The sequence below is a fragment of the Clostridium felsineum DSM 794 genome (genome assembly GCF_002006355.2).
GTDB lineage: Bacteria > Bacillota > Clostridia > Clostridiales > Clostridiaceae > Clostridium_S > Clostridium_S felsineum.
In genome coordinates this window covers 4292978-4317822 of record NZ_CP096980.1, presented here as the reverse complement: position 1 = coordinate 4317822, position 24845 = coordinate 4292978, and the positions used below count along the sequence as shown (strand labels likewise).

Below are 24845 nucleotides of genomic sequence, written 5' to 3'. Positions count from 1 at the left end.
AAATATATGAAATACAGTTTAGGTATAGATTTAGGAACTACATTTTCTGTAGTATCTATCATTGATGAAAATGGAACTCCTAAGGTTTTAAATAACAAAGAAGGAAATACGTTAACGCCTTCAGTTATATATTTTGGTAATGACGAAATCATTGTAGGTGATGATGCAAAAGAAATGCAGGCAATGGGAGATAACAACATAGCCTGTTTTTTTAAAAGAAATATGGGTGACGAAAATTTTGTGTTGGAATTCAATGGCAAGTATTATAATGCAGAAGATTTGTCTGTTATAGTATTAAAAAAGCTTAAGAAAGATGTAGAAAATATTCTTAAAGCCGAGGTTAAAGATGCAGTTATAACAGTTCCAGCTTATTTTAATAATTTGCAAAGGCAATCTACTATAAATGCTGGGACAAGAGCAGGCTTTAATGTTTTAAGTATATTAAATGAACCTACAGCTGCAGCAATGGCTTATGGAATGAAAAAAGAAGGACAAAATAAAAATATACTTGTGTATGATCTTGGAGGAGGAACCTTTGATGTTACTTTGGTTCATATAGAAGATGATATTATAAAGGTTTTGAGTACAGATGGTGACCATGAGCTTGGTGGAAAAGACTGGGACGATAGAATTGCTATGTATATTGGAGAAAAATTCTTTGAAAAGTTCGGAGTAAATCCAATGGATGATATTGAGTATTATAATGATATACTCGTAAAATGCGAAAATGTAAAAAAACATTTGTCTAAAAGGGAAAGCACAGAAATAAGCATATATTATTGTGATTTAAGTGAAAAGTTCACCATAACAAAGGGTATATTTGTGGGACTTACAGGGGATTTACTTCAGAGAACAAAGAGTTTAAGTGAGGATGTTTTGAAAAGTGCAGGGCTTACTTGGGATAATATAGATGGTGTACTTCCAGTAGGAGGCTCCACTAGAATGCCTATGGTTCTAGATTTTATACGTGAGGTTAGTAAAAAGGAACCTATTGTTGGAATAAACGTTGATGAAGTAGTTTCAATAGGGGCAGCAATAAAGGCAACAATGGAAACGGGTCCAAAAGTTACCATAAATAAGGAAGAAAAAAGCCTTTTCACACTTGGAGGATATAAAAAAACAGAGGATGTAATGAGCCATAGTCTTGGAATGGTGGCATTGGATTCTTTGGGCAAAGGGTATATAAACAGTATAATAATAGAAAAGAATAAGAAAATTCCATGCATCGAAAAAAGACCCTATGAAATTAGAACAGGAAAGAATAGAGATAATGTTCTTGAGGTTTATATGCTTCAAGGAGAAAGTGAAGAAATAGAGAACTGCACTGTTTTAGGTAAGTATGTTTTTCATGATATAAGTTATGTAGGAAGAAAGCCTGCGGTTATAGATATTGAATATTCCTATAATAAAAATGGAGTGGTAGATGTTTTTGCAACTCAAAGGGAAACAGGTAAAAAGCTTCCATTAAAGATAGAAAAAATACCAGAAAATTTTAGCTTTGAAGAAGGTTTTGGCAAAACAGAAGAAGTAGTTCATAAAAATATAGTTATAGCTATGGATTTATCTGGAAGTATGCGCGGAAAACCACTTGAAAAAGCCATGGAAGCTTCAAAAACTTTTATAGAAGCCCTAGATGAGGAGAATTCTTCAGTTGGATTAATAATATTTGCAGATAGAGTTCAAACTTTAATGCCATTAACAGAAAAAAGGGACGACATAATAAGTGCAGTGGAAGGGTTAAGAAAAGCAGATGTTGGAACTTCAACTATGTCTGAGCCCTTTAGCGAAGCCTATGATATTTTGAAAGATGCCTATGGAGATTGTTTTATTGTAGTGTTAACTGACGGGCAATGGTACGGAAAAAAAGATATAATGGCAGAGGTTAACAAATGTAAGGAAGATGGAATAGAAATTGCAGCAATTGGATTTGGAAATGCCAGAAAGGACTTTTTAGATAAAATAGCAACCTGTGAAGAAAATTCTATTTTTACTGAAGTATCTAATTTGAAACAGTCCTTTTCAAGGATAGCGAAGGTTATTTTAAAATCAGAGAGTGGAATAAAAATGTTTCAAAAAAGCAATTCTATAAAACTCCAATAAAAACTAGATTTTAGCAGCGAGTGCATACCATATTAGCTTCGCTGCTAAAATATTATGCAAATAAATAATAATTTTCACAGTAATTATGAGGTGAAGCAAATGCGAAAAAGAGAAAATTTCTATACTCTTTTAGGATTATCAATAGAGCCAAAACAGCAGGATGAAGAAGTTATAAAGAATGCCATAAATAAAAAAAGAAGTGAGTGGTCAAAGCTTAGAAACCATCCTACTAAGGCAGTAAAAGCAAAGCTTTATTTAGGTATGATAAAAGAAATAGAAAATGTAATGCTAAAAAGTGAATACGCTAGGAATGAAGAGTGGAAACAGGCAATTAAAGAAAAAAGGCAAAAGGAAAAGCTAAAATACGAACTTTTAGATGAAACTATAAAACTTTTATGTACAAAGGGATATATTTTTGATATTGAAAAAAAGGAATTAAAGAAAAAATTTAAAGAGTTTAATGAAAATGAAATAAATAGTAGAATTAAAGTCCCAATAAAATTGTACGAAAAAAATAAAAAAGAAAGAAATAGTGAAGATACTTTTGATATTACTAGAATTAATAAAATAAAATTAAATCTTGAAATAGTGGATAAAAAATCTTTATATGATTTTCTAGGAGTACCAAAATTGTCTAGTTTAAGTATTATAAAACTAGCTTCAAAAAGAAAATATGAAGAGATAAAAAAAGCTTCTTCAAAAAATGCGTTTGTAACAGCTAGTTCCATACTTCAAGGTATGTGTGATGATATATTTAAGGATGAGGAAAATAGAAAAAAATATGATGAGGCAATTAAGAAAGTAAGTTCAAAAGATTTATCAGAGCTAATAGAAGTTACCATAACAAAAGGTTACATAGCTTATGAAGAATTTGATTATATAGTAAAGTTACTTGTAGAGCGTGGAATGGAATTAGAGGAAGCAAAGGAGTATATTAAAAACTTCTGTTTTAAAAGGAAAACATCAATTGAAATTCCAAGGCAGGTATCAGTAGAAACTATGGAGAGATGTAATGTATGTGGATGTTTAAACCATAAAATTTCGAGATTTTGTTATAAATGTGGTTTCCCTTTGAAAGTAACATGTCCAAAGTGCCATAGAGTAATAAGTGCTAATAATAAAGTATGTACTAGCTGTGGATTTCATGTAGAGGATATGACAACAGCGGCAGCACTCTTAAGAGAAGCAGAAAACAAACTTCAATGTAACAATACAGAGGAAGCATATTTTTTACTTAAAAAGGCTAAAGAATTATGGCAAGATAACAATAGTATAGATAGTATGCTTAAAAAAATTGAAATTCAAACAAATATAATTACTGATAGGCAAAACAAGATTATTGAGTTTATGGAACAAAGAGCATATTACAGTGCAATGAAGGAAATAATAGCCTTGAAAAAAATAAATATGTCAGAATTTATAGATACTTATGAAAAAATAGCAAGCATAAAAATAGCTGAAGCTGAAAATTTTATAGGAAGAATTAAGGATATAAATAATGAGAAAGAGATAACGGAGTTTTGCAGTGAGGCACTTAATGTTTGTAGTGATTGTGCTTATGCATTAAAATATCTTTCTAAATATCCACCTAAGCCACCATATAATTTAAGATACGAAATATTAAATAATAGTGTGGTTTTAAAGTGGGATAGTACTGAAATAGAGAAAGTAAAATATAGGATTATAAGAAAATTAAGAAGTGAACCTGGTTCTATTGATGATGGCAAGCTCATAGGAGAGACTTCAGAAAAGGAAATTACAGATTTCAGTGTAGAGGCTGGCCAAAGTTATTACTATGCAGTATTTTCCTACAGATCAAGCATTAATTCAAAAGTATTTTCTTACATTGGTCCTATTATTCCTGTGGCTGAAGTAGATAACATTGAAGTAGAAAATAGTAGTACAGAAATAATATTGTCCTGGAGTACCCCAGTTAAGGCAAAAGCTATAGAAGTATGGAGAAAAGAAGGGGTTGCACCAAGTGATAAAGGTGATGGTGTTAGGTTAGATAATGTATCATTATTTGGTGTGGAGGATACAGGACTTGTTAGTGGAAAAAATTATGGATATTTGATAATTACCAAATATAGAGACGATAAAGGCAAAGAAATATCAACTAAGGGAATAACTTGTTTTGGAAAAACTATAACCCCCCCAGAAACAATAAGTGATATAAAATTATCATTTTTGGAAGATAATAATATAAAGGTTGTTTGGAAAAGAAAAAGTTATAAAGGAAGAGTGCATATATTTTACTCAAATAATCCTTTTAAATTTGAAGAAGGACAAATTATATCAAAAAATAAACTTAACAATTTTGATAATAGAGCGCTTATAAAAAATAGCAGTGAATGTGAAATAAAAAATGTTGAGGAAGGAACTATTTTCGTTCTTCCAGTAGTAACAGAAGGAAATTCAGCATGTATAGGAAAACAGCAGCATATATCTATCTTAAATGAAGTGGAAAAAGTTACAGGATATATATTTGATAAAAAGCTTTATCTGCAATGGAGATGGCCTAAAGCAGTAGAAAAAGTTCTAGTAGGTTTAAAATTTAATGATTATTGTCACTCTATAAATGATAAAGATGCATTTTATAAAGAAATTTCAATAATGGAATATAATGAGAATTCTGCGTTTGTAATAGAGAATCCAGAATATAAAGAGTATTTTTTTACTGTTTTTGTAATGAAGGAAACATCGCATTCAAAGAAATATTCTTACGGCAGAAAATGCAAATTAGGTAATTTAGGTATTGAAGAACTTCACTATGAAATAAAAAGATCAAAAGGGATATTTGGATTAAATAAAGGAATTAATTTTGTAATAAAAAATCCTGATAAAAATGGAATACCGAATTATGTTTTAGTAGTTAATGAAGAGAGGGAGCCTTTAGGAAGTGAGGATGGAAGAATAGTTTATGAAGGTAACGAGGATAAAGTTTTTATAGATATTGAAAATGTTGATACTTTTTTAAGACCTTTTTTTACAATTGCTAGTGACAGATACAAGTTTGTAAGAATTTAGATATTAAATTTTAATAAGGATGTGTCTACTGATGAAAATAGTTTTTCTTAAAGATCTTGAAACTAATGAAACAATTGCAAAAGATATATATGATGAAGAAGGTAGGCTTTTAATTGCTACAGGTACAAAGGTTAGTAAGGGAACCATAAGTTTTTTAAAGAAGAATAATGTTTTCTTAGTTCATGTGGAGGATGAAAAACTAAGTGATATTAAAGTAGATAGAAAGATGCAAAAGCTCAAAGCAAAAACACTTAACAAAATGCCTTTAATATTTAATAATATACTCACAGGTGAGTACGAAAATACTAAGGAAGCAATGGAAACTGTGGATGAACTTGTGGATTATGTAGTTGAAAAAGGAACTATAAATACTAACCTTTACGAGGTTAAGCTTTATGATGATTATACCTATGTACATTGTTTAGATACAGGAATAATGGCAGCTTTTTTAGGTATGTCTATGGGGCTCACTACAGCAGAAGTAAAAGAGTTAAGTATTTCAGCAATGCTTCATGATATTGGAAAAACTAAAATTTCAAATGCTATAATAAATAAAAAATCAAAATTAAGTGATAACGAATATGAAGAAATGAAAAAGCATCCTGGTTTTGGACGTGATATATTAAAAAATATAGGAATATTAAGCGAAAAAGTAGTAGCTGGAGTCTATCAGCATCATGAACGCTATGATGGAAATGGATATCCTGAAGGTATAAAGGGTGATGAAATATCGCTGTTTGGAAAATTAATAAGTATATGTGATGTGTTTACTGCTGTAAGTGCAAATAGATCCTATAGAAATAGATTTAAGCCTAATGAAGCATATGAACTGATACTTGCAAGTGCAGGAACTATGTTTGATCCTAAACTGGTTGTTGATTTCAAAAATACATTTTTTATTTATCCGCTTGGTTCATGTGTAAGGCTTTCTAATGGAATTGAAGGATATGTTGTGAAGCAAAATAAGGGTTTTCCAGATAGACCAATTATAAGAGTTATATATGGAAAAACTAAAGAAGAAGAAATTACTCCATATGAAATAGATTTATTACAACATAATGATATAATTATAGATGAAGTCATTTAGTAATTATAGAAAGAGAGTGTTTTTTATGGAGGAAGTAATAGAGAGATTTTTAAAATATGTAAAGTTTGATACTCAATCTGATGAAAATTCAAATACTGTTCCAAGCACAAGAAAACAACTTAAGCTTGGAGAAAGGCTTGTGCAAGAATTAAAGGGTATGGGAATTTCAGCTGATATTGATGATAAGGGATATGTGATGGGTTATCTACCAGCAAATACAGAAGAAAAAGTTAAAGCAGTAGGTTTTATAGCACATATGGATACTAGTCCAGATATGAGCGGAGAAAATGTTAATCCTCAATTTGTAGAAAATTATGATGGAGAAGATATAGTTTTAAGTAAAGAAAAGAATATAGTTCTTTCACCAAAGGATTTTCCGGAGATGTTATCCTATACTGGGAAGACACTTATAACAACAGACGGAACTACTCTTTTAGGTGCAGATGATAAGGCTGGTATTGCGGAAATAATGACAGCCATAAGCTATATAGTAAAGCATCCAGAAATAAAGCATGGCAAAATTTGTATTGGATTCACTCCAGATGAGGAAATAGGACGAGGAGCTGACTACTTTGATGTTAAGAAGTTTGGGGCTGATGTAGCTTATACAGTAGATGGCGGAGAGTTCGGTGAACTTGAATGTGAAAACTTTAATGCAGCAGGTGCTAAATTAGTTATTCACGGGAGAAATGTTCATCCAGGTTCAGCAAAAGATAAAATGATAAACTCAATTTCTGTAGCAGAGGAATTCATGAGTCTTTTACCAAAAAATCAGGTTCCAGAACATACTGAAGGATATGAAGGCTTTTATCATATAGTTGCTTTTGAAGGAAGTGTAGAAGAAACTAAACTTCAATATATAATAAGAGATTTTTCAAAAATTGAATTTGAAAATAAGAAAAAATTAATGCTTAATGCTGTTAAGTTTATAAATGAGAAATACGGAATAAATGTAATTGATATAGATATTAAAGATCAATACTATAATATGAAAGAAAAAATTGATGAAGCTAAGTATGTGGTAGATATAGCATATAAGGCTATGGAAAAAGCTCAAATTAAACCACTTGTAAGACCTATAAGAGGCGGTACAGATGGAGCAAGGTTATCTTTCATGGGTCTCCCAACTCCTAATTTATTTACTGGTGGGGTTAATTTTCACGGTAAATTTGAATACATACCTACATTTGCTATGGAAAAAGCTGTAGAGGTAATAATTAATATAGTTGAGCTTTACAAAGAAAAGTAATATAATATGAAAAAAGAATCTATAATAAGGTTTCTAGGTTTTTTAACTTAGAGACCTTAAACATTTTTATTAAATTTAACTATACTTTAACGAAAAAGTCCAAGTACATAATGATAATATGATAATAAAAACAAATACTAATTTGGAGGGAAAAACAAACTATGAACGGAAAAGCGAAGCATCTAGTGGTTATATCAATCGATGCTCTAAATGCAAAGGATTTTGATTTTATAAAAAAGCTTCCTAATTTTGCACATATTATTAATGAAGGTTCATATGTAAGAGAGGTTGTAGGAGTGTATCCATCAGTAACATATCCATCGCATACCTCTATAATAACTGGAACATATCCAGAAAAACATGGAATATTTAATAATGAAAAAATGCAAATAGGAGTAAAGATGCAAGAATGGTACTGGCAGAAAAAATATATTAAAGTACCTACCTTAGTTGATATTGCTCTTGAGCATGGTATGAAGGTTGGAAATGTATTTTGGCCAGTTATGGGAGGAGCTAAAATACATTATAATTGCCCAGAAGTTTGGAGTGTAAAGCCTTATAGTAATCAAGTTATAGCATCGCTTACAAATGGGACACCACTATTTTTACTTAAATTAATATTAAAGTTTGGAAAGACACTAAATAGAGCAGAGCAACCTAATTTAGACGATTTTTTATGTAAGTCAGTATGCTATATGTTAGAGAAAAAGAAACCAAATCTAACATTATTACATTTAAATGAAATAGATCATGCTAGACATAAGTTTGGTTTTGCAGCTGATGATGTATATGAAGGTTTAAGAAGGGAAGATAGAAGACTCGGAGAAATATTTGAGGCTGTTAAAAGGGCAGGTATATATGAAGAAACTGCTTTTATAGTTTTAGGAGATCACGGCTTTTCTGATGTTGATTACAAAATTTGCATAAATACTGCTTTTGTAAAAAAAGGTTTTATACATATAGATAAGAAAGGAAAAATAGTAAATTGGAAGGCATACGCCAATTATTGTGATGGCTCTAATCAAATAAAGGTAGTAGATGATAAAAATAAAGAAGAGGTTTTTAATCTTTTAAAAGATATGAAGGATAGTGGAAAATACGGAATACAAGAAATATATACAAAAAAAGAGGCCGCTAAAAAAAATATCAGAGGAGATTTTGATTTCATGCTTGAAGCTGAAGATGGATATTATTTTGATAATGATTGGAGAGAAAAGGATGTTATTGTCAAAATAGAAAAATCACGTGATAGAGCAAGTGAAGAAGGATACTTTGCAGCAACTCATGGATATGATCCGTTAAAAGAAGGGTATAGAACGTTTTTTTCTGCCTTCGGATGTGGCATAAAAAAAGGCGTTAAGTTAGATACAGCTAGGCTTGTAGATGAGGGCCCTACCATGGCAGCAATACTTGGATTAGAAATGAAAAATGTAGATGGAAATGTGCTAAAAGATATTTTGCTGTAGTATATAAGAAAATATTGGAGAATAATAATATATATGTAATAAAAAAATATTTAATTGACATTTTAGCATGCGTATATATTAAGGACACCTTAAATTCCATGTGTTTAATGTTTTTTCTATATTCACAACAAGAATTTTGTATTATAATTGTATATAATGCAATAGAATCCTAGCGTTGTGCCTCATAAAATATTCCTGCATAAGAGGCTCGACCACAGAATCTTTTGTGAGGTAGAAGGCAGAAGAATTCTAGCATTATATAATACGATAATGCAATAGAATCCTAGCGTTGTGCCTCATAAAATATTCCTGCATAAGAGGCTCGACCACAGAATCTTTTGTGAGGTAGAAGGCAGAAGAATTCTAGCATTATATAATACGATAATGCAATAGAATCCTAGCGTTGTGCCTCATAAAATATTCCTGCACAAGAGGCTCGACCACAGAATCTTTTGTGAGGCAGAAGGCAGAAGAATTCTAGCATTATATATATTCTAATGTATATTAATACAAGGAGGGCTATTTTTTATGAAAGCTATTATTACGGTTATTGGAAAAGACAAGGTTGGTATAATCTCTGGGGTGAGTTCCATTCTTGCAGAAATGAAGATTAATATTCTTGATATAAGTCAAACTATAATGCAAGAATACTTTACAATGATAATGCTTACAGATTTATCCAGTGCTTCTGTTTCCTTTGATAAGGTAAAGACAGAACTTGATGAAAAAGGTAAAAAACTTGGGGTATCAATAAAAATACAGGATGAAGGCATATTCAACTCAATGAACAGAGTGTAAAGGAGATTAAAAGTCAATGAATACTAATGAAATCATGAGTACAATAAAAATGATTGAAGAGCAAAACCTTGATATACGTACAATAACTATGGGAATATCTTTAAGGGATTGCTGCAGCTTTAATGGAGAAGAATCTAGAAAAAGAATTTATGACAAAATAACTAAATATGCAGAAAATTTAGTTAAAGTGGGAGAGGAAATAGAAAGAGATTATGGTATTCCTATAATCAATAAAAGAATTTCAGTAACTCCAATTTCAATAATTGCAGAATCTTCTGATGACAAAGATTATGTTGAATATGCTAAAACATTAGATAGGGCAGCTAAAGCAGTTGGAGTCAACCTCATAGGTGGATTTTCAGCACTTGTACACAAAGGATGCACTAAAGGTGATAAGATTTTACTAGCGTCTATTCCAGAAGCATTACATAATACAGATATTGTTTGTTCTTCTGTAAATGTTGGAAGTAGCAAAACTGGAATAAATATGAATGCTGTTAAGCAAATGGGACATATAATAAAGGATGTTGCCAATTTAAGTGCCTCAACTAATGGAATGGATTGTATGAAGCTTGTGGTATTTGCAAATGCAATTGAGGATAATCCTTTTATGGCAGGAGCATTTCATGGTGTTGGAGAAGCTGAATGTGTAATTAACGTTGGAATAAGTGGACCTGGAGTTGTTAAAGCGTCACTTGAAAAAGTTAAGGGAGAGACTTTTGATGTGGTTGCTGAAACTATAAAAAAGACTGCTTTTAGAATTACGAGAGCAGGTCAACTTGTAGCTAGAGAAGCATCTAGAAAACTTGAGGTTCCATTTGGAATAATAGATCTATCTCTTGCGCCAACTCCAGCAGTTGGAGATAGTGTAGCAAGAATAATAGAAGAAATAGGTGTAGAAGCATGTGGTGCACCAGGAACAACAGCAGCACTAGCAATGTTAAATGATGCTGTTAAAAAAGGCGGAATAATGGCTGCTTCACATGTTGGAGGACTTAGTGGTGCTTTTATACCTGTAAGTGAAGATGAAGGAATGATAGCTGCAGTTAGAAGTGGAGCACTTAACCTAGAAAAACTAGAAGCAATGACTTGTGTATGTTCAGTAGGACTTGATATGATTGCAGTACCAGGAGATACACCAGCTGAAACAATTTCAGGAATAATTGCGGATGAAGCTGCAATAGGTGTTGTAAATAATAAGACAACAGCAGTACGTATAATTCCTGCAATAGGAATGGGTGTAGGTGATAGTGTTGAGTTCGGAGGACTTTTTGGAACAGCTCCTGTAATGCCTGTAAGTAAATTTTCTTCGGCGGATTTTATTAATAGAGGTGGAAGAATACCATCACCAATACACAGTTTTAAAAACTAATATATTAAGCGTTATGAGAATATTTTATTTCTTCATAACGCTTTTTTTTCATAAAAAGTTATTAAAAGAATAAATATTCTTGCAATTTAGGTTTACACCCAGTTATGAGAGTGAAATCAAAGTACCAATCATGATGTTAAAAATATCAAACACAGTATGGCTGAGAAAAAGATAAGAAATAAAGTCCATGGAGACTAAAAACTAGATTATAATGTAATACGTATATTTTAGATTTTGATATAAAAAAAATCCTAATGTATAATATCAAAGTACAAGATATAGTGTATTGGAGGACGTTTATATGCTAAATGTAGTAAAAAGAGATGGTAGGCAAGTAGTATTCGATTCTAATAAAATATTTAATGCCATAAAGGGAGCAGCTGATGAAATTGGCTATGATATTAAACAAAGTGATATACTTGAATTAACACAAAAGGTTATAGAAAGAGTTGAAAACGTAAAGATAAAAGAAATTTCGGTTGAAGAAGTACAAAATGTAGTGGAAGAAGTACTTTTAGAAAATGGAAACCGAGAAATCGGTATGGCATATTGTACATATAGAAAAGAAAGAACAAAAGTAAGAGAAATAAAATCTGATTTAATGAAGGTCATAGAAAAGATTGGAATAGAAACAGATAGGGATAATGCTAATGTTGGAAATAACTATAGTTCAAAGCTTTTGAGAATAGCTAGTGAATCCAATAAGTGGCACAATCTTTCTGCTATGCCTAAAAAAATATCTAGAGCACACGAGAATGGTGACATATATTTACATGATTTAGATAGTTATAACTTGAGTATAAACTGTCTTCACATTCCAACAAAGGAAGTTTTGCAGAGTGGGTTTAATACAGGTTATGGATATATAAGACCACCAAAAAGAATAGAATCAGCAGCAGAACTTTCATGCATATTGTTACAATCTACACAAAATGATATGTTTGGAGGCCAAGCACATCCTGATTTTGATAATGATATGGCTGAATTTATTGAACCAACAAGACAACAGATAAGACATGAGTATGAGGAAATAGGTGTTACTTCAGATAAATTAGATGAAAATGTAGAAAAGAAGTTAGTGAAAATAGTCGGACAATCAATGCAGGGTATAGTATACAATTTAAATACAATGCACAGCAGAGCCGGTTCACAGGTTCCATTCTCATCTATAAATATAGGAATACCTAAGTCTAAAGATGCTGCACTTGTGTGTGAAATATTCTTAAAGGAATATGAAAAAGGACTTGGAAATGGTGAACAGCCGATTTTCCCTAACATAATTTTTAGAGTTAAGGAAGGCGTAAATAGAAATGAAAATGATCCATATTATTATTTATTCAAATTAGCTTGTAGAGTTGCAGCTAAAAGAATGAATCCAACATTTATGAATATAGATGCTGATTTTAATAAAGAATATTATGATAAGGGATATATTCCTGCAACTATGGGATGTAGAACCTATATAATGTCCAACATAAATGGAGAACCAGGAGTAAAGGGAAGAGGAAATATAGCACCTACAACTGTTAATTTACCTAGAATAGGTATACTTGCTAAAGGTGATGTAGATAAATTCTTTGAGCTTCTACATTCAAGATTAGAGATTGCAAAGGAAAGTTTACTTCATAGATATAATGTACTGAAAAAATTAAAGGTTAAGGATTTACCATTTGTTGTAGGTCAAAATCTTATGAAAGGTTCTGAGAATTTAAAGCCAGATGATTCAATAGAACCAGTTCTTAAGCAAGGTACTTGGGGTGTCGGTTTTATAGGACTTGCAGAAACACTTGTAGCACTTACAGGACATCATCATGGAGAAACAGAGGAATCAAAGGAGCTTGGATTTAAGATAATTTCATATATAAGAGATTATCTTGATGACTTAAAGAAGCATATAAAACTTAATTGGAGTTGTTATGCTACACCGGCTGAAGGTTTATCTGGAAAGTTCATAGTTAAGGATAAAGCTATTTTCGGAGAAATACCAGGTGTTACAGATAAAGATTATTATACTAATAGTTATCACATACCAGTTGGTTTTGATATATCAATAAAGGAAAAAATAAATATAGAAGCACCTTATCATAAGTTATGTAACGGTGGACATATATCATATATAGAACTTGATGATTATGGTGATGAAGAAACTATAATGAATATAGTTAAATATGCTTATGAAAGCACTAATATAAATTATATCGGTATAAACTTCCACATAAGATACTGCAGAGATTGTGGAGAATATTTGGATGCCTCTGATATGAAATGTCCAAAGTGCAGTAGTCACGATATTCAAGGTATATCAAGAGTTACAGGATATTTAAGTTTAGATGAAAGATTTGGTGCTGGAAAAGCAGCAGAAAGAGCTGATAGAGTATCACAAGGAACCGGAATACACTGTTATAAATAAAATAAAAAACTTCTTCATCTTACTGAAAAGGGTAAGATGAAGAAGATTATTTTTGTAAAGGAGAATTTTATGAAACTCACAGTTGCTGGATTTTTAGACAATTCCATGGTAAATGGTGAAGGAATGAGATCCGTATTATTTTTATCAGGCTGCAAAAGAAGATGCAAAGGGTGTCAAAATGTAGCTATGCAAGATTTTAAATATGGAGAAGAAGCTACAGTAGAAGAAATTTTAAATAGAATAAAAAGTAATATGCCCATAATAAAAGGAGTTACATTTTCAGGTGGAGATCCCATGGAACAGGCAGAAGCTTTGAGTAAACTTGCAAAAGATATAAAGGCTGAAGGCCTTAATATATGGTGTTATACAGGGTATACTTATGAAGAGCTTTTAGAAGAAAAGGATAAAAATAAGCTTGAACTGCTTAAATACATAGATGTTTTAGTAGACGGAGAATTTAAAGAAGAATTAATGGATAATTCACCTAAGTACGCAGGTTCAAGCAATCAAAGAATTATTAGGTTAAAATAAATTTATATTGAAAAGATTTTAACCTGATTTTTTTGGTTATTTTTTTCATTTACGGTTAATACATTGCTGCTTAATTTTTCAGCATTTTTCATATTCATTATAAATTTTTCTGCTCCTTCAATAGGCATAACAGTGAAGGAGGTTTTGTAGTGCATAGGTAAAACTATGCTGCTGTTTATTTTTTTACATAAAAGAGCAGCCTCTTTCCCATCGATTGTAAAGTTTCCTCCTACAGGAATCATTAACACGTCTATAGTTCCAAGTTCTTTTATTTCAGAGTCTGATAAGATGTATCCAAGATCTCCAAGATGGCATATCTTAAGTCCATCAATATTAAATAAAAATATAGTATTTTTGCCTCTAGCAGCACCTTTAACATTATCATGAAAGGAAGGTATTCCTTTTATTGTGATATCATCAATCCTATATTCACCAGGTTTATCTAGTATTTTTGGAGAGTTAGTAATATCATCAGTGTAATCATGATCAAAATGATGATGACTTATAGTAACGATATCAGCTTCTCCTTTAAAAGTAGAATAACCTATAGAGTTATCAAAAGGATCTAATAATATCTTTTTATTATTTTTTGACTCGATAAGAAAACATGCTTGACCGTACCAAGTAAATTTCAATTTAATCACCAACTTTCTTGAGTATTATAGTATGAATGTACAAATTTTTCAATATATATAGATTATGCTGTTTAAAAAAAATACAATAATGGTATAATTATATAGGTATTTGTATCTATTTTACATATTGAGAGATTTTCAGTACGAATAAAAAACTTAGAAAAAGGAGGCAATGAGTTGAAAAAAATTATAAAAGTCAATTTGTTTTTTCTTTCTTTAATAATCCTTCAAGTAATAGTTGGTACAATAATAGAAATAGTGAATTCGAAATATAAGCTTAATTTCCCTGTTGCAATGGTTATTGTTCAAATAATTCTTTTAATAATTCCTAATATAATTTATATTTTGGTAACTAAACAGTCTTTTAAAAAAGTTTTAAGAATTAATCCAATAAATTTGAAAAGCATTGTTCTTATTATATTGATAACGTTATTTTTTATACCTATTGCAAGCTTCTTAGCTAATTTAACAGGACTATTTTTTCGTAATAATGTTGAAACTGTAATAAGAAATATGAAAGGTACACCACTTATAGAAATGGTTTTTGTGCTTGGAATAGTACCAGCTTTTTGTGAGGAACTGCTAGTTAGAGGTTCTATTTTATCTGGATATAGAGAAGTGTCTATTAAAAAGGCAGCAGTAATAAATGGATTTTTATTTGCTCTTCTTCATCTTAATCCACCGCAATTTCTATATACTTTTGCACTTGGTACAATTCTCTCCTATCTTGTATATTCATGTGATTCTATATTTGCATCTATGACCTCACATTTTATTTTTAATACTTTTACAGCGGTAAGCTCATGGTTCTCTATGAGGAAAAATACAAATGCCTCAGCTTCAATTAGAAATTTAACCTTAAGTGGAAAGATTACAAATTTAGTTTTTGGAGCAATTTTAGCAGCAATAGCAGTTGGTATTGTTATCATGTTAGTAAGAGAACTAATGGATATAAATAGAGATAAGGTTGAGATTCAGGAGAGCAGTATAGCTAGTAAAGAAGGTTATACTTTAAGAGATAAAGTTAATGCAAGTATGCCTATTTTGTTTTCGGTAATATTGTTTTTAACTTATATATATGCTAATCTATATAAGATATTATAAAGAGTAGAATAATATAAAAAGGTAGAATATAATATTTTTATAATAGTGGCTTAGAAAGGTAGGATAATATAACTATGGGTAGAATGTTTGGAACTGATGGAGTAAGAGGAATAGCTAATAAGGAACTTACAGCAGATCTTGCATACAAACTTGGAAGAGCTGGAGCTTATGTTTTGACAAACGAAACTCACAAGCCTAAAATTTTGGTTGGTATGGATACTAGAATTTCAGGTGATATGCTTGAGGCAGCACTTGTTTCAGGTATACTTTCTGTTGGAGCTGAAGCTGTCTGTGTTGGTATAGTACCTACCCCTGCAGTTGCATATTTAACTAGAAAATATAATGCAGATGCTGGAGTAGTAATATCGGCATCACATAATCCAGTGGAATATAATGGTATAAAGTTTTTCGATGGAAAAGGTTATAAACTTTCAGATGAACTTGAAGATGAAATTCAAAGAGTTATAGAAAATGATTTCAAAGGAGTACCACTTCCTACAGGAGAAGATGTTGGAAGAAAAGTAGTAGAAGAATCAGCTGAGGAAGATTATATTGAATTTGCAAAGAGTACAATAAATGTTGATTTAAAAGGAATGAAAATAGCTCTTGATTGCGCAAATGGAGCAGCATATAAGACAGCATTAAAAACCTTTAGGGAACTTGGAGCACAGGTAGCAGTTATAAATAATGATCCAGATGGAATAAATATAAATTGTAACTGTGGTTCTACACATCCAGAAGAATTGATGGATTATGTTGTTAAAAAGAACTGCGATTTAGGTCTAGCATTTGATGGCGATGCTGACAGATGTCTTGCTGTAGATGAAAAAGGAAACTTAATAGATGGTGATTTTATAATGGCCATTTGTGGTAAATATTTAAAAGAAAAAAATGAGTTACATAAAGATGTGGTAGTTGTTACTGTTATGAGCAATATGGGATTATTTCTTGGCTTAGATAAAGAAAATATTAAAACAGTAAAAACTAAAGTTGGAGATAGATACGTTCTCGAAGAAATGAAAAAAGAAGGATACAAGCTTGGTGGAGAACAGTCAGGACATATAATATTTTTAGATTATAATACAACAGGAGATGGACTCGTAACAGCACTTAAGTTATCTTCAATAGTAAAAGAAAGTGGAAAAACATTATCAGAGCTTGCAGGTATAATGCATAAACTTCCACAAGTTCTTGCAAATGCAAAAGTACCAAACGATAAGAAGGATATATATATTACGGATCAACAGATATCTGAAGAGATTAAAAAGATCGAAGAAGAATTACATGGTAATGGTAGAGTATTAATAAGACCTTCTGGTACAGAGCCGCTAGTTAGAGTTATGCTTGAGGGAGAAGATCAAGCAAGGCTTAATACTTTAGCTCATGGTTTGGCTGAATTAATCGAAAAAAAAGCAAATTAGAAATTAGAGAAAAAGATTATGTAAAACTATATTAAAGTTCTACATAATCTTTTTTTATTATGAACCCAAAAGTTAATAAAAAAATAATAAATGTGGATAATATATATGGAATATAGTTACTTTATATTTTTGTGAAATTTATACTAGAGGGGAATTAAACTATGGTTAAAAAATGGTTGAAAATAAAGAAATGCAGTTCTATTTTTATAAAAAAGCTTATTGATGATGGTATATTTGCATTATCATCTCAACTTGCGTATAGTCTAATATTTGCCTTTTTTCCATTCCTAATATTTCTTATGACTCTTGTTGGTTTTAGTAGTATTAAAAGCAGCGATGTACTAGAAGCTATGAGAAAAGTTGTACCATACCAAGTTTATGGACTTATAAAAAATACTGTAAGAGAAGTTGTAGATACCAAAAATGGTGGACTTCTTTCCTTTAGTTTAATAACAAGTATTTGGTCTTGTATTTCTGGATTCAATGCAGTAATAAGAGGAATAAATAATTCTTATAAATATAATGAAAGAAGAAGCTTTTGGAAAGTACAACTTATATCAATATTATTTACTTTTGGTCTTATAATAACTATATTTTTTGTTATGCTTTTAATTGTATTTGGAGATATAAATGAGGCAATAATAATTAAAAGATTCGGTATTTCTGAATTTTTTGGTCTTAAAATTTGGGATTTTGCAAAATATGTAATTTTAGCATTTGGAATGATCTTTGCTTTTGCAGCATTGTATAGATATACCCCTTCAAAAAAACATAAATGGAAAATGGTAATGCCAGGTGCAATAACAAGTACTGTAGGTTGGATAATATCATCTATAGGTTTTACATTTTATGTTAATAACTTTGGTAATTACTCTAAAATATATGGAAGTATAGGTACGGTTATAGTTTTGATGACCTGGCTTTTCATGATATCATTTATAACGATTTGCGGAGGAGAAATAAATGCGATTTATTTTAAATTGAAAAATCTTAACAAATTAGCAAAGTTATAAAAATATATGTATTTACATGACAATCAAATTAGTGTAAAATTTAGAATTGCAGAAAATAATAATAATTTTAGAATAGAGGTAAAGTGGTGAAAAACTTTTGGTTTAAAATAGTATTAATTGGGGTTGTAGTTTTTGGAGTTTTTATGTTGTTTGGGTGTGGAAGTAAAGATAAAAATCAAAGTAATAATAATAAAATGGATAAAGAAAATTCTATTAAACCAGAAGAAAAAAAATTTATCAGTATATACTATAATGATGAAGTGAGCAAAGATGAAAAATACTTAAGTAAATTTTATAGTAATCCACAAAGTTCAAATATATCATATATAAAAAAGAAGCTTAATGATTTTGGAATAACAAAAATGAGTCTTATAGACCTTTATAATGTTAATTCTAAAAGTAGGTTGAAGGTTATGGTATCAGCCTTTAATGTATATTTTAAAGGAATAAATAAACCAAGACCCGATATAGAAATAATAACACTTATTAATAAAAATAATTCGTGGTATTTTTTAAATGATGAGAGTGTTCTCAATGCAGATGAGAAAAAATGGCTAGACAGTAAAAGAGAAAAGGAAAGAAAATTTATAGTTACCAGCAGCAATATACAGAATATATTTAAATTAAATAATTCCTTTGATATTGAAAACCGTAATTATATGAAAAATTGCCAGCAAAAATTTTTAAGTGATGCAAATTAATTAGTAAAAAGTTAACATAAAAATTACAACTCATACATATATAATGTAAAGGTATTTTGGCGTTATATGTGTATGTTTTTTTATTAAGTTTTTTTAGAAACGGCTGATTTCACACTTACTCCAGGTATTTTACCAAGCTGACCAGTAAGAGCACTTAAATCATCCATAGAGCCATCAACAATAAGAGATATAACAGATATGCCTCTTTCTCTATAGGGAAGGCCCATTCTACCAACAATTATTGAGCTGTGAATATGAAGTATCTTATTTACTTCCTGAGCCATATTTATATCATCTAAAATTATACCTACAACAGCAATTCTTTTATCCATAATAAAACACATCCTCATGAAAATATTAACTTTTGTAGTTATAATTATATCATTAAAAAGTATAAAAGTATGAATAACTTTAAAATATCTTTAAACAATAAAGCACACTATTGTAAATAAATGAGATAAATATGTTAGAAATGTAAGCTGGAATTTAACTATAGTTATTATGTTGCATATTACGACATGAAAATACAATGTTTATTGAAGTTTAGCAGGAATAAAATTCCACATGGAGATTTCCGAATTATGATAAATTAAAAAAAAGAAGAAAATAGCAATAATGGATTATTTATTTTAATTATGTGTCGGAATTTAAATAATGATTTTTTCTTGAGCATTTCATATAATGACACAATATTTCTGAAAATTATGATAACATGTATTCAGAAGGTTGATTGGAGGTTTTGTTATGGAAGTAGTTGAAATTTTGAAGAAAAAAGTTGAGATGCCAGATAAAGTTTATGAATACGAGTACAGGCTTATAAGAGGTGAATTCATAGTATATCATGAATGTGAAAATATAAAGATACAATCTTACGGTATAGAGGTTGAGAGAAAAGATGTTGAGGATAATAAGGTTATTAATATTGAGAGAGATAATATAAAAAATATTAGTAACAACAAAGATAAAGTACATAAACTCATGGAGATTTTATACAATAATATAGTTTCACCAATACATTTCATAGAGGTTTTGGGGTTACAAGTTGATGAATGTGTAAGTGATTTTGATATTATTAGATAGTGGACAAGATAACTTAATATAGTCATATGATTAGGTGAAAAATCAGGGGTTTTTATTAATATAATATATCCCTGTTCTTTCACTATTTTTATGTCATAAATTATAAGCTTTCTATTTAAAATTACTCATATATTGCAGTACTGCAGAAGTTTAGCGTTTATAGTATAATTATTTTATGAGTTATTTTAGAATAAGAGGTGCATTTATGATCAAGGGTGTAGGTGTTGATATTATTGAAATAGAAAGAATAAAGCGAGCTATAGATAGAAATAACAATTTTATTGAAAAACTATTTAGCGATAAAGAAAAAGAATATATAACGGACAAAAAAATAATGGCACAATACATAGCAGGAAGATTTTCAGCAAAAGAAGCGGTATCAAAGGCTCTAGGAACTGGATTTAGAGGATTTGGTTTTAAAGATATAGAAATTCATAAGGATAAATTAGGAAAACCAATAGTTATCTTAAATGGAAGAGCAAAAGCTATAGCTGAAGATATTGGAGATTATCAAATTGAATTAAGTATTTCTCATGATAGAGATAAGGCTATAGCTTATGCTGTTATGGAGGTGATTTGAAATGAGAATAGGTAATTCAAAAGTTATGAACTATATAGATCAATTTTGTACAATCAATTTAGGAATACCAGGAACTATTCTTATGGAGAATGCTGCATTAAAAGTAGTCAAAAATGTTGAAGAAAAATACAAAAATATAGTTATAGTATGTGGAGTTGGTAATAATGGCGGAGATGGAATGGCATGTGCAAGGCACTTTAAAGCTATGGAAAAAAATATAGAGGTATTTTGTATAGGTAATATGGAAAAAATGAGTAAGGACTGTAAATTTAACTATGATATTCTCATAAATATGGGGATAAAGGTTCAAAATATTACAGATGATGAATATATAACAAAGTTTGAGGAAAAAATAAAAAATGCAGATTTAATTTTAGATTGTATATTTGGTACGGGACTTAACAGAGAAGTTAAAGGAATATACAGTGTAGTAATTTCAATTATTAATGAAAATGCAAATTATATTATGTCAGTTGATGTACCAACAGGACTTAATAGTGACAACGGCTTTGTAATGGGAAATGCAATTAAGGCAAATAAAACTATTTCATTTGTAATGCAAAAAAAAGGTTTTTTCAATTATAAAAATGAGGTTTACACAGGTGAAGTTATAATAGAAAATATAGGTGTTCCTGAATTTGTCATAGAGAAATTTCATGAGTATATGTACATAGTAGATGAAAATATGATAACTAATAGTATTCTTAAAAGAGATAAGTATGCTCATAAAGGTGACTTTGGTAAAGTATGCATATTTGCAGGATCTAAAGGGTATTCAGGAGCGGCATATATAGCAACAGAGGCCGCTGTAAGGTGCGGGTCTGGATTAACTACATTGTGTACAGCAAATGAACTTCAAGAGGTATTAAGTAGTAAGCTTGTAGAAGCCATGACTGTAAACTTTGAGGAAAAAGAAAGGGTACAAAAGCTTATTAGCTCATGTAATGCTATAGGAGTAGGTCCAGGAATGGGAAACAGTAAAGAAACTTTTGAAATAGTTAAGGAGATTATATCAAAAGCATCTTGTCCTGTAGTACTTGATGCAGATGCTATAAATGTACTTAAAGATAAAATAGGGATATTGAAGTTGAAAAAAAATAAAATAATACTTACACCTCATCCAGGTGAAATGTCTAGAATTTCAGGTATTTCAGTTGAAAAAATTGAAGAAAATAGAATAGATGTTGCAAAAAAATTTGCATTTGACCATAACATTATATTAGTACTCAAAGGATATAATACTATAATAACAGACGGAAAAAGTGTCTTCATAAATTCAACAGGTAGCAGTTATATGGCATCAGGGGGAATGGGAGATTGTTTAACAGGAATAATAGTTTCATTAGTTGGTCAAGGATATGCTCCTATTATAGCAGCAGTAATCGGAAGCTTCATTCATGGATATTGTGGAGATAATCTATCTCATAAAATGGAAAATGTAACGGCTTCTGATGTGCTTCATGAAATTCCATATGCAATAAAAAAATTAGTTATAAAAAAAACTAATTATGAATATTAATTAAGTAATAGAAATTTTAAGGGGAATTGCATGAAGAAAAGTAAAAAAGTATTCATACCTATAGGTGTTGTTGTTTTTGTAATGTTAGTTTTAGGGAGTGTTATGATTTACTACTTTATAAACAGGGAACATGAAAAAGATGTAGTTGAATACTTAAAAGACTTAAAAAGCTATAGTTGCAGTATAAGCATGGAAGTTAAAAATGAAAAGCAGCACATTGAGTATAATGGAAAACAAATGTATAGACTTAAATCAGGATATAGAATGGAATTAAATGACAAAAAAAGGATTATGATATACAAAGAGAATATGGTTTATGTTCAAGATGTAGAAAATAATAAAACATATACACTTCCATTAAAATTTGATGATGTGTACAATTTAAGCTTCATATGTGAATATATTGGTATGCTTTATACCAATGAAAATATAAAATATTCTATAAAGAGTATAGGTGGAATTCAATACGCTTTAATTAAAATAACTATACCATCTCAGAATAATAATATGAGCTATGGTGTGCTCTATGTAGATTTGAAGAATAAATTTCCAACACAGCTTAAAGTATATGATGTAAACAATGAAGAAAGGCTAAATATAGAATATAGAGATTTTCAGCCTAATGTTAATCTGGAAGATAAATTATTTGAGCCAGTTAGTATGTAATTATATTTATGAGTGGTTCTTGATATTAAAATGGTTTTTCTGTATCATTTGTAGAAGTGTAGGTTTTAATTTTTAAGTTTAATATGTTATAAAATTTACGATAGTTAATAAGGATGGTGTACAAATGTTTAGACATATAAGACCTGTATGGGCTGAAATAGATTTAGATAATATTGCATATAACATGCAGCAAATTAGAAAGTGTTCAAAAAGTGATGAAATAATAGCTGTGGTTAAAGCTGATGCTTATGGACATGGAGCAGTTGATGTAGCACCTATTCTTTTGAAAAATGGGGCAAATCGTTTTGCGGTTGCTGTTGCAAGTGAAGCTGTTGAGCTTAGAAAGTCAGGAATTGAATGTCCAATAATGATTTTGGGATACACACCACTAAGTTTAGTGGACAGCATTGAAAAATATCATATAGAGCAAACTGTTTTTTCATATGAGTATGCCAAGGAATTATCTAGAATGGCTAAGAAAAATAATGTAACCATTAGAATTCATATAGCCTTAGATACAGGAATGGGCAGGATAGGATTTATACCTAGTGAAGAAAATGTAGAAGAAGTTTGTAAAATCAGTAAGCTTCCAAACATAAAAATAGAAGGAATGTTTTCGCATTTTTCTACATCAGATGAGGAGAACAAAGATTACACATACGCTCAACTTAAAAAGTTTGAATGGTTTTATGATGAATTAAAGAAAAAAGATATAGAAATAAATGTGAGACATATAGGGAACAGCGCGGCAATAATGGAATTGCCAGAAACTCATTTTGAAGCAACAAGGCCTGGGATTATACTATATGGATATTATCCATCAAATGAAGTTGACAAAAGTAACCTTCATTTAAAACCAATTATGACACTTAAGACCAATGTGGTTCATATAAAAAAAATGATGCCTGGACAGTACGTTAGTTATGGTAGAAAGTTTAAATGTGAAAGAGAGTGTGTTATAGCTACACTTCCTGTTGGGTATGCAGATGGTTATACAAGAATGCTTTCAGGCAAGGCCAAGGTAATAATAAATGGTAAGTATGCTCCAGTTGTTGGAAGGATATGTATGGATCAATGTATGATTGATATTACTGATATTTCAGGAGTTAAAGTTGGAGATGAAGTTATAATCATGGGCGAAAGAGATGGAAAAAAGTTTACAGCTGATGATATTGCTGAAATTATAGGAACAATAAATTACGAAGTTATTTGCATGATTGGTAAGCGTGTACCACGAGTTTATATAGAGAACGGAGAAGTTGTAAAAATAAGAAACTATGTGTAGATAAGAATTATAGAAAAAACTTAAGTTTTATCAAATCCTTTGACATATTGACACTTGATGAATTATAATCAGTATATACATATATTCGTTATAGTTGATAGGAGGTATTAATTTTTGTATGTCAAGTTCAAAGAGATTAGTGGTTAGCCTCTCAGAAAAACTGTATGACGAGTTTGATAAGGCACTTAAGGAAGATTGTAAAAAAAGAAGTGAATTTATTAGGGAAGCTATAATATTATATATAGAGGAGAGAAAAAAACTTCAACAAATAGAATTAATAAAAAGTGGATATAGTGAAATGGCTGAAATAAATATGGAAATTTGTGAATGTGGTTTTTCCTCTGATTTAGAAGATTTGAATCAATATGAAGTTATGCTATCGGAGAGTGATTTGCTTGATGACAATAGTGGTGAAACGAGGAGATATATTCTATGCTGATTTGAGTCCAGTAGTTGGCTCTGAACAAGGAGGAATACGACCTGTCATAATTATTCAAAATGACATGGGTAACAAGTACAGTCCTACGGTGATTGTTGCGGCAATAACATCGCAGATAAATAAAGCAAAGCTTCCAACGCATGTGGAAATTTCTTCAGAAGATTATGGTTTAAACAAAGATTCTGTTGTTTTGCTTGAACAGATAAGAACTTTAGATAAAAGAAGACTTAAAGAGAAAATAGGTCATATGACGGATATGGATATGAAAAAAGTGGATGAAGCACTTTTGATTAGTATAGGTCTTCAAAGTATGTTTGAAAGTGTATAGCACGAGATTATAAAATTAATAAGCACTATTCTCA

22 protein-coding genes are annotated in these 24845 nt (G+C 30.2%); 20 read left to right on the top strand and 2 right to left on the bottom strand.

Annotated features, from left to right (window positions below; all coding sequences use genetic code 11):
• Nucleotides 1–6: 6 nt before the first annotated feature.
• The 9 genes from CLFE_RS20085 (at nt 7) to nrdG (ending at nt 14040) form a co-directional block, all read left to right on the top strand.
• Entirely contained in the window at nt 7–2100 is a 2094-nt protein-coding gene (locus CLFE_RS20085) for an Hsp70 family protein (protein WP_077893962.1), read from the top strand.
• A gap of 99 nt (nt 2101–2199) precedes the next feature.
• The gene (locus tag CLFE_RS20080) at nt 2200–5127 is read left to right on the top strand and encodes a zinc ribbon domain-containing protein (RefSeq protein ID WP_077893963.1); all 2928 of its coding nucleotides are present in this window, start codon (nt 2200–2202) and stop codon (nt 5125–5127) included.
• Between the two features lie 31 nt (nt 5128–5158).
• The gene (locus CLFE_RS20075; RefSeq protein ID WP_077835039.1) at nt 5159–6214 is read left to right on the top strand and encodes an HD-GYP domain-containing protein; all 1056 of its coding nucleotides are present in this window, start codon (nt 5159–5161) and stop codon (nt 6212–6214) included.
• Between the two features lie 25 nt (nt 6215–6239).
• The gene (pepT, locus tag CLFE_RS20070) at nt 6240–7463 is read left to right on the top strand and encodes a peptidase T (RefSeq protein WP_077893964.1); all 1224 of its coding nucleotides are present in this window, start codon (nt 6240–6242) and stop codon (nt 7461–7463) included.
• Between the two features lie 161 nt (nt 7464–7624).
• The gene (locus CLFE_RS20065) at nt 7625–8929 is read left to right on the top strand and encodes an alkaline phosphatase family protein (RefSeq protein WP_077893965.1); all 1305 of its coding nucleotides are present in this window, start codon (nt 7625–7627) and stop codon (nt 8927–8929) included.
• Between the two features lie 528 nt (nt 8930–9457).
• Nucleotides 9458–9727 carry an ACT domain-containing protein gene (locus tag CLFE_RS20060; RefSeq protein WP_077834299.1) on the top strand — a complete coding sequence of 90 codons (270 nt, stop codon included), beginning with the start codon at nt 9458–9460 and terminating at the stop codon, nt 9725–9727.
• Between the two features lie 16 nt (nt 9728–9743).
• The gene (locus CLFE_RS20055; RefSeq protein WP_077852831.1) at nt 9744–11099 is read left to right on the top strand and encodes a PFL family protein; all 1356 of its coding nucleotides are present in this window, start codon (nt 9744–9746) and stop codon (nt 11097–11099) included.
• A 301-nt stretch (nt 11100–11400) separates the two neighbouring features.
• A complete protein-coding gene (locus CLFE_RS20050; RefSeq protein WP_077893966.1) occupies nt 11401–13509 on the top strand; it encodes an anaerobic ribonucleoside triphosphate reductase in 2109 nt (702 codons plus the stop codon).
• 69 nt (nt 13510–13578) lie between these two features.
• Complete coding sequence (gene nrdG, locus CLFE_RS20045) at nt 13579–14040, top strand: anaerobic ribonucleoside-triphosphate reductase activating protein (RefSeq protein ID WP_077852829.1); 462 nt, start codon at nt 13579–13581, stop codon at nt 14038–14040.
• Between the two features lie 2 nt (nt 14041–14042).
• Here nrdG and CLFE_RS20040 read toward each other — a convergent pair whose 3' ends face one another.
• Complete coding sequence (locus tag CLFE_RS20040) at nt 14043–14675, bottom strand: MBL fold metallo-hydrolase (RefSeq protein ID WP_077893967.1); 633 nt, start codon at nt 14673–14675, stop codon at nt 14043–14045.
• A gap of 177 nt (nt 14676–14852) precedes the next feature.
• Between CLFE_RS20040 and CLFE_RS20035 the strand changes: the two genes are divergently transcribed.
• From CLFE_RS20035 to CLFE_RS20020, 4 genes are all read left to right on the top strand, one after another.
• Nucleotides 14853–15779 (top strand): CPBP family intramembrane glutamic endopeptidase, encoded by a 927-nt coding sequence (locus CLFE_RS20035; protein WP_077893968.1) that lies wholly within the window; start codon nt 14853–14855, stop codon nt 15777–15779.
• Nucleotides 15780–15853: 74 nt separating this feature from the next.
• Complete coding sequence (glmM, locus tag CLFE_RS20030; protein ID WP_077852826.1) at nt 15854–17200, top strand: phosphoglucosamine mutase; 1347 nt, start codon at nt 15854–15856, stop codon at nt 17198–17200.
• Nucleotides 17201–17361: 161 nt separating this feature from the next.
• Entirely contained in the window at nt 17362–18213 is an 852-nt protein-coding gene (locus CLFE_RS20025) for a YihY/virulence factor BrkB family protein (protein WP_077893969.1), read from the top strand.
• 86 nt (nt 18214–18299) lie between these two features.
• Complete coding sequence (locus CLFE_RS20020) at nt 18300–18914, top strand: hypothetical protein (RefSeq protein WP_077852824.1); 615 nt, start codon at nt 18300–18302, stop codon at nt 18912–18914.
• Nucleotides 18915–18997: 83 nt separating this feature from the next.
• Here the strand turns inward: CLFE_RS20020 and CLFE_RS20015 are convergent, their stop codons facing one another.
• Nucleotides 18998–19246, bottom strand: a complete 249-nt coding sequence (locus CLFE_RS20015) for a TM1266 family iron-only hydrogenase system putative regulator (protein WP_077852823.1) — start codon at nt 19244–19246, stop codon at nt 18998–19000.
• Nucleotides 19247–19658: 412 nt separating this feature from the next.
• Between CLFE_RS20015 and CLFE_RS20010 the strand changes: the two genes are divergently transcribed.
• From CLFE_RS20010 to CLFE_RS19980, 7 genes are all read left to right on the top strand, one after another.
• A complete protein-coding gene (locus tag CLFE_RS20010; protein ID WP_077834309.1) occupies nt 19659–19994 on the top strand; it encodes a DUF6514 family protein in 336 nt (111 codons plus the stop codon).
• 205 nt (nt 19995–20199) lie between these two features.
• Complete coding sequence (gene acpS / locus CLFE_RS20005) at nt 20200–20574, top strand: holo-ACP synthase (protein ID WP_077834310.1); 375 nt, start codon at nt 20200–20202, stop codon at nt 20572–20574.
• Between the two features lies 1 nt (nt 20575).
• Nucleotides 20576–22093: an NAD(P)H-hydrate dehydratase gene (locus CLFE_RS20000; RefSeq protein ID WP_077893970.1), complete on the top strand. Its 1518-nt coding sequence runs from the start codon at nt 20576–20578 to the stop codon at nt 22091–22093.
• A gap of 30 nt (nt 22094–22123) precedes the next feature.
• The gene (locus tag CLFE_RS19995; RefSeq protein ID WP_077834312.1) at nt 22124–22759 is read left to right on the top strand and encodes a germination lipoprotein GerS-related protein; all 636 of its coding nucleotides are present in this window, start codon (nt 22124–22126) and stop codon (nt 22757–22759) included.
• A 124-nt stretch (nt 22760–22883) separates the two neighbouring features.
• Nucleotides 22884–24044 carry an alanine racemase gene (gene alr, locus CLFE_RS19990; protein WP_077893971.1) on the top strand — a complete coding sequence of 387 codons (1161 nt, stop codon included), beginning with the start codon at nt 22884–22886 and terminating at the stop codon, nt 24042–24044.
• Nucleotides 24045–24162: 118 nt separating this feature from the next.
• Nucleotides 24163–24483 carry a CopG family ribbon-helix-helix protein gene (locus CLFE_RS19985; RefSeq protein ID WP_077834314.1) on the top strand — a complete coding sequence of 107 codons (321 nt, stop codon included), beginning with the start codon at nt 24163–24165 and terminating at the stop codon, nt 24481–24483.
• Nucleotides 24443–24811 carry a type II toxin-antitoxin system PemK/MazF family toxin gene (locus tag CLFE_RS19980; protein ID WP_077834315.1) on the top strand — a complete coding sequence of 123 codons (369 nt, stop codon included), beginning with the start codon at nt 24443–24445 and terminating at the stop codon, nt 24809–24811. Before CLFE_RS19985 ends, CLFE_RS19980 begins: the two co-directional genes overlap by 41 nt.
• Nucleotides 24812–24845 lie beyond the last annotated feature (34 nt).

Excerpts from the sequence above, each read along its gene's own strand:
- acpS (WP_077834310.1), top strand. The coding sequence starts at position 20,200 with ATGATCAAGGGTGTAGGTGTTGATATTATTGAAATAGAAAGAATAAAG.
- CLFE_RS19985 (WP_077834314.1), top strand. The coding sequence starts at position 24,163 with ATGTCAAGTTCAAAGAGATTAGTGGTTAGCCTCTCAGAAAAACTGTAT.
- CLFE_RS20000 (WP_077893970.1), top strand. The coding sequence starts at position 20,576 with ATGAGAATAGGTAATTCAAAAGTTATGAACTATATAGATCAATTTTGT.
- CLFE_RS19980 (WP_077834315.1), top strand. The coding sequence starts at position 24,443 with ATGACAATAGTGGTGAAACGAGGAGATATATTCTATGCTGATTTGAGT.
- CLFE_RS20055 (WP_077852831.1), top strand. The coding sequence starts at position 9,744 with ATGAATACTAATGAAATCATGAGTACAATAAAAATGATTGAAGAGCAA.
- nrdG (WP_077852829.1), top strand. The coding sequence starts at position 13,579 with ATGAAACTCACAGTTGCTGGATTTTTAGACAATTCCATGGTAAATGGT.
- pepT (WP_077893964.1), top strand. The coding sequence starts at position 6,240 with ATGGAGGAAGTAATAGAGAGATTTTTAAAATATGTAAAGTTTGATACT.
- CLFE_RS20080 (WP_077893963.1), top strand. The coding sequence starts at position 2,200 with ATGCGAAAAAGAGAAAATTTCTATACTCTTTTAGGATTATCAATAGAG.
- CLFE_RS20025 (WP_077893969.1), top strand. The coding sequence starts at position 17,362 with ATGGTTAAAAAATGGTTGAAAATAAAGAAATGCAGTTCTATTTTTATA.
- CLFE_RS20060 (WP_077834299.1), top strand. The coding sequence starts at position 9,458 with ATGAAAGCTATTATTACGGTTATTGGAAAAGACAAGGTTGGTATAATC.
- CLFE_RS20015 (WP_077852823.1), bottom strand. The coding sequence starts at position 19,246 with ATGGATAAAAGAATTGCTGTTGTAGGTATAATTTTAGATGATATAAAT.
- CLFE_RS20075 (WP_077835039.1), top strand. The coding sequence starts at position 5,159 with ATGAAAATAGTTTTTCTTAAAGATCTTGAAACTAATGAAACAATTGCA.
- glmM (WP_077852826.1), top strand. The coding sequence starts at position 15,854 with ATGGGTAGAATGTTTGGAACTGATGGAGTAAGAGGAATAGCTAATAAG.
- CLFE_RS20065 (WP_077893965.1), top strand. The coding sequence starts at position 7,625 with ATGAACGGAAAAGCGAAGCATCTAGTGGTTATATCAATCGATGCTCTA.
- CLFE_RS20010 (WP_077834309.1), top strand. The coding sequence starts at position 19,659 with ATGGAAGTAGTTGAAATTTTGAAGAAAAAAGTTGAGATGCCAGATAAA.
- CLFE_RS20050 (WP_077893966.1), top strand. The coding sequence starts at position 11,401 with ATGCTAAATGTAGTAAAAAGAGATGGTAGGCAAGTAGTATTCGATTCT.
- CLFE_RS19995 (WP_077834312.1), top strand. The coding sequence starts at position 22,124 with ATGAAGAAAAGTAAAAAAGTATTCATACCTATAGGTGTTGTTGTTTTT.
- CLFE_RS20085 (WP_077893962.1), top strand. The coding sequence starts at position 7 with ATGAAATACAGTTTAGGTATAGATTTAGGAACTACATTTTCTGTAGTA.
- alr (WP_077893971.1), top strand. The coding sequence starts at position 22,884 with ATGTTTAGACATATAAGACCTGTATGGGCTGAAATAGATTTAGATAAT.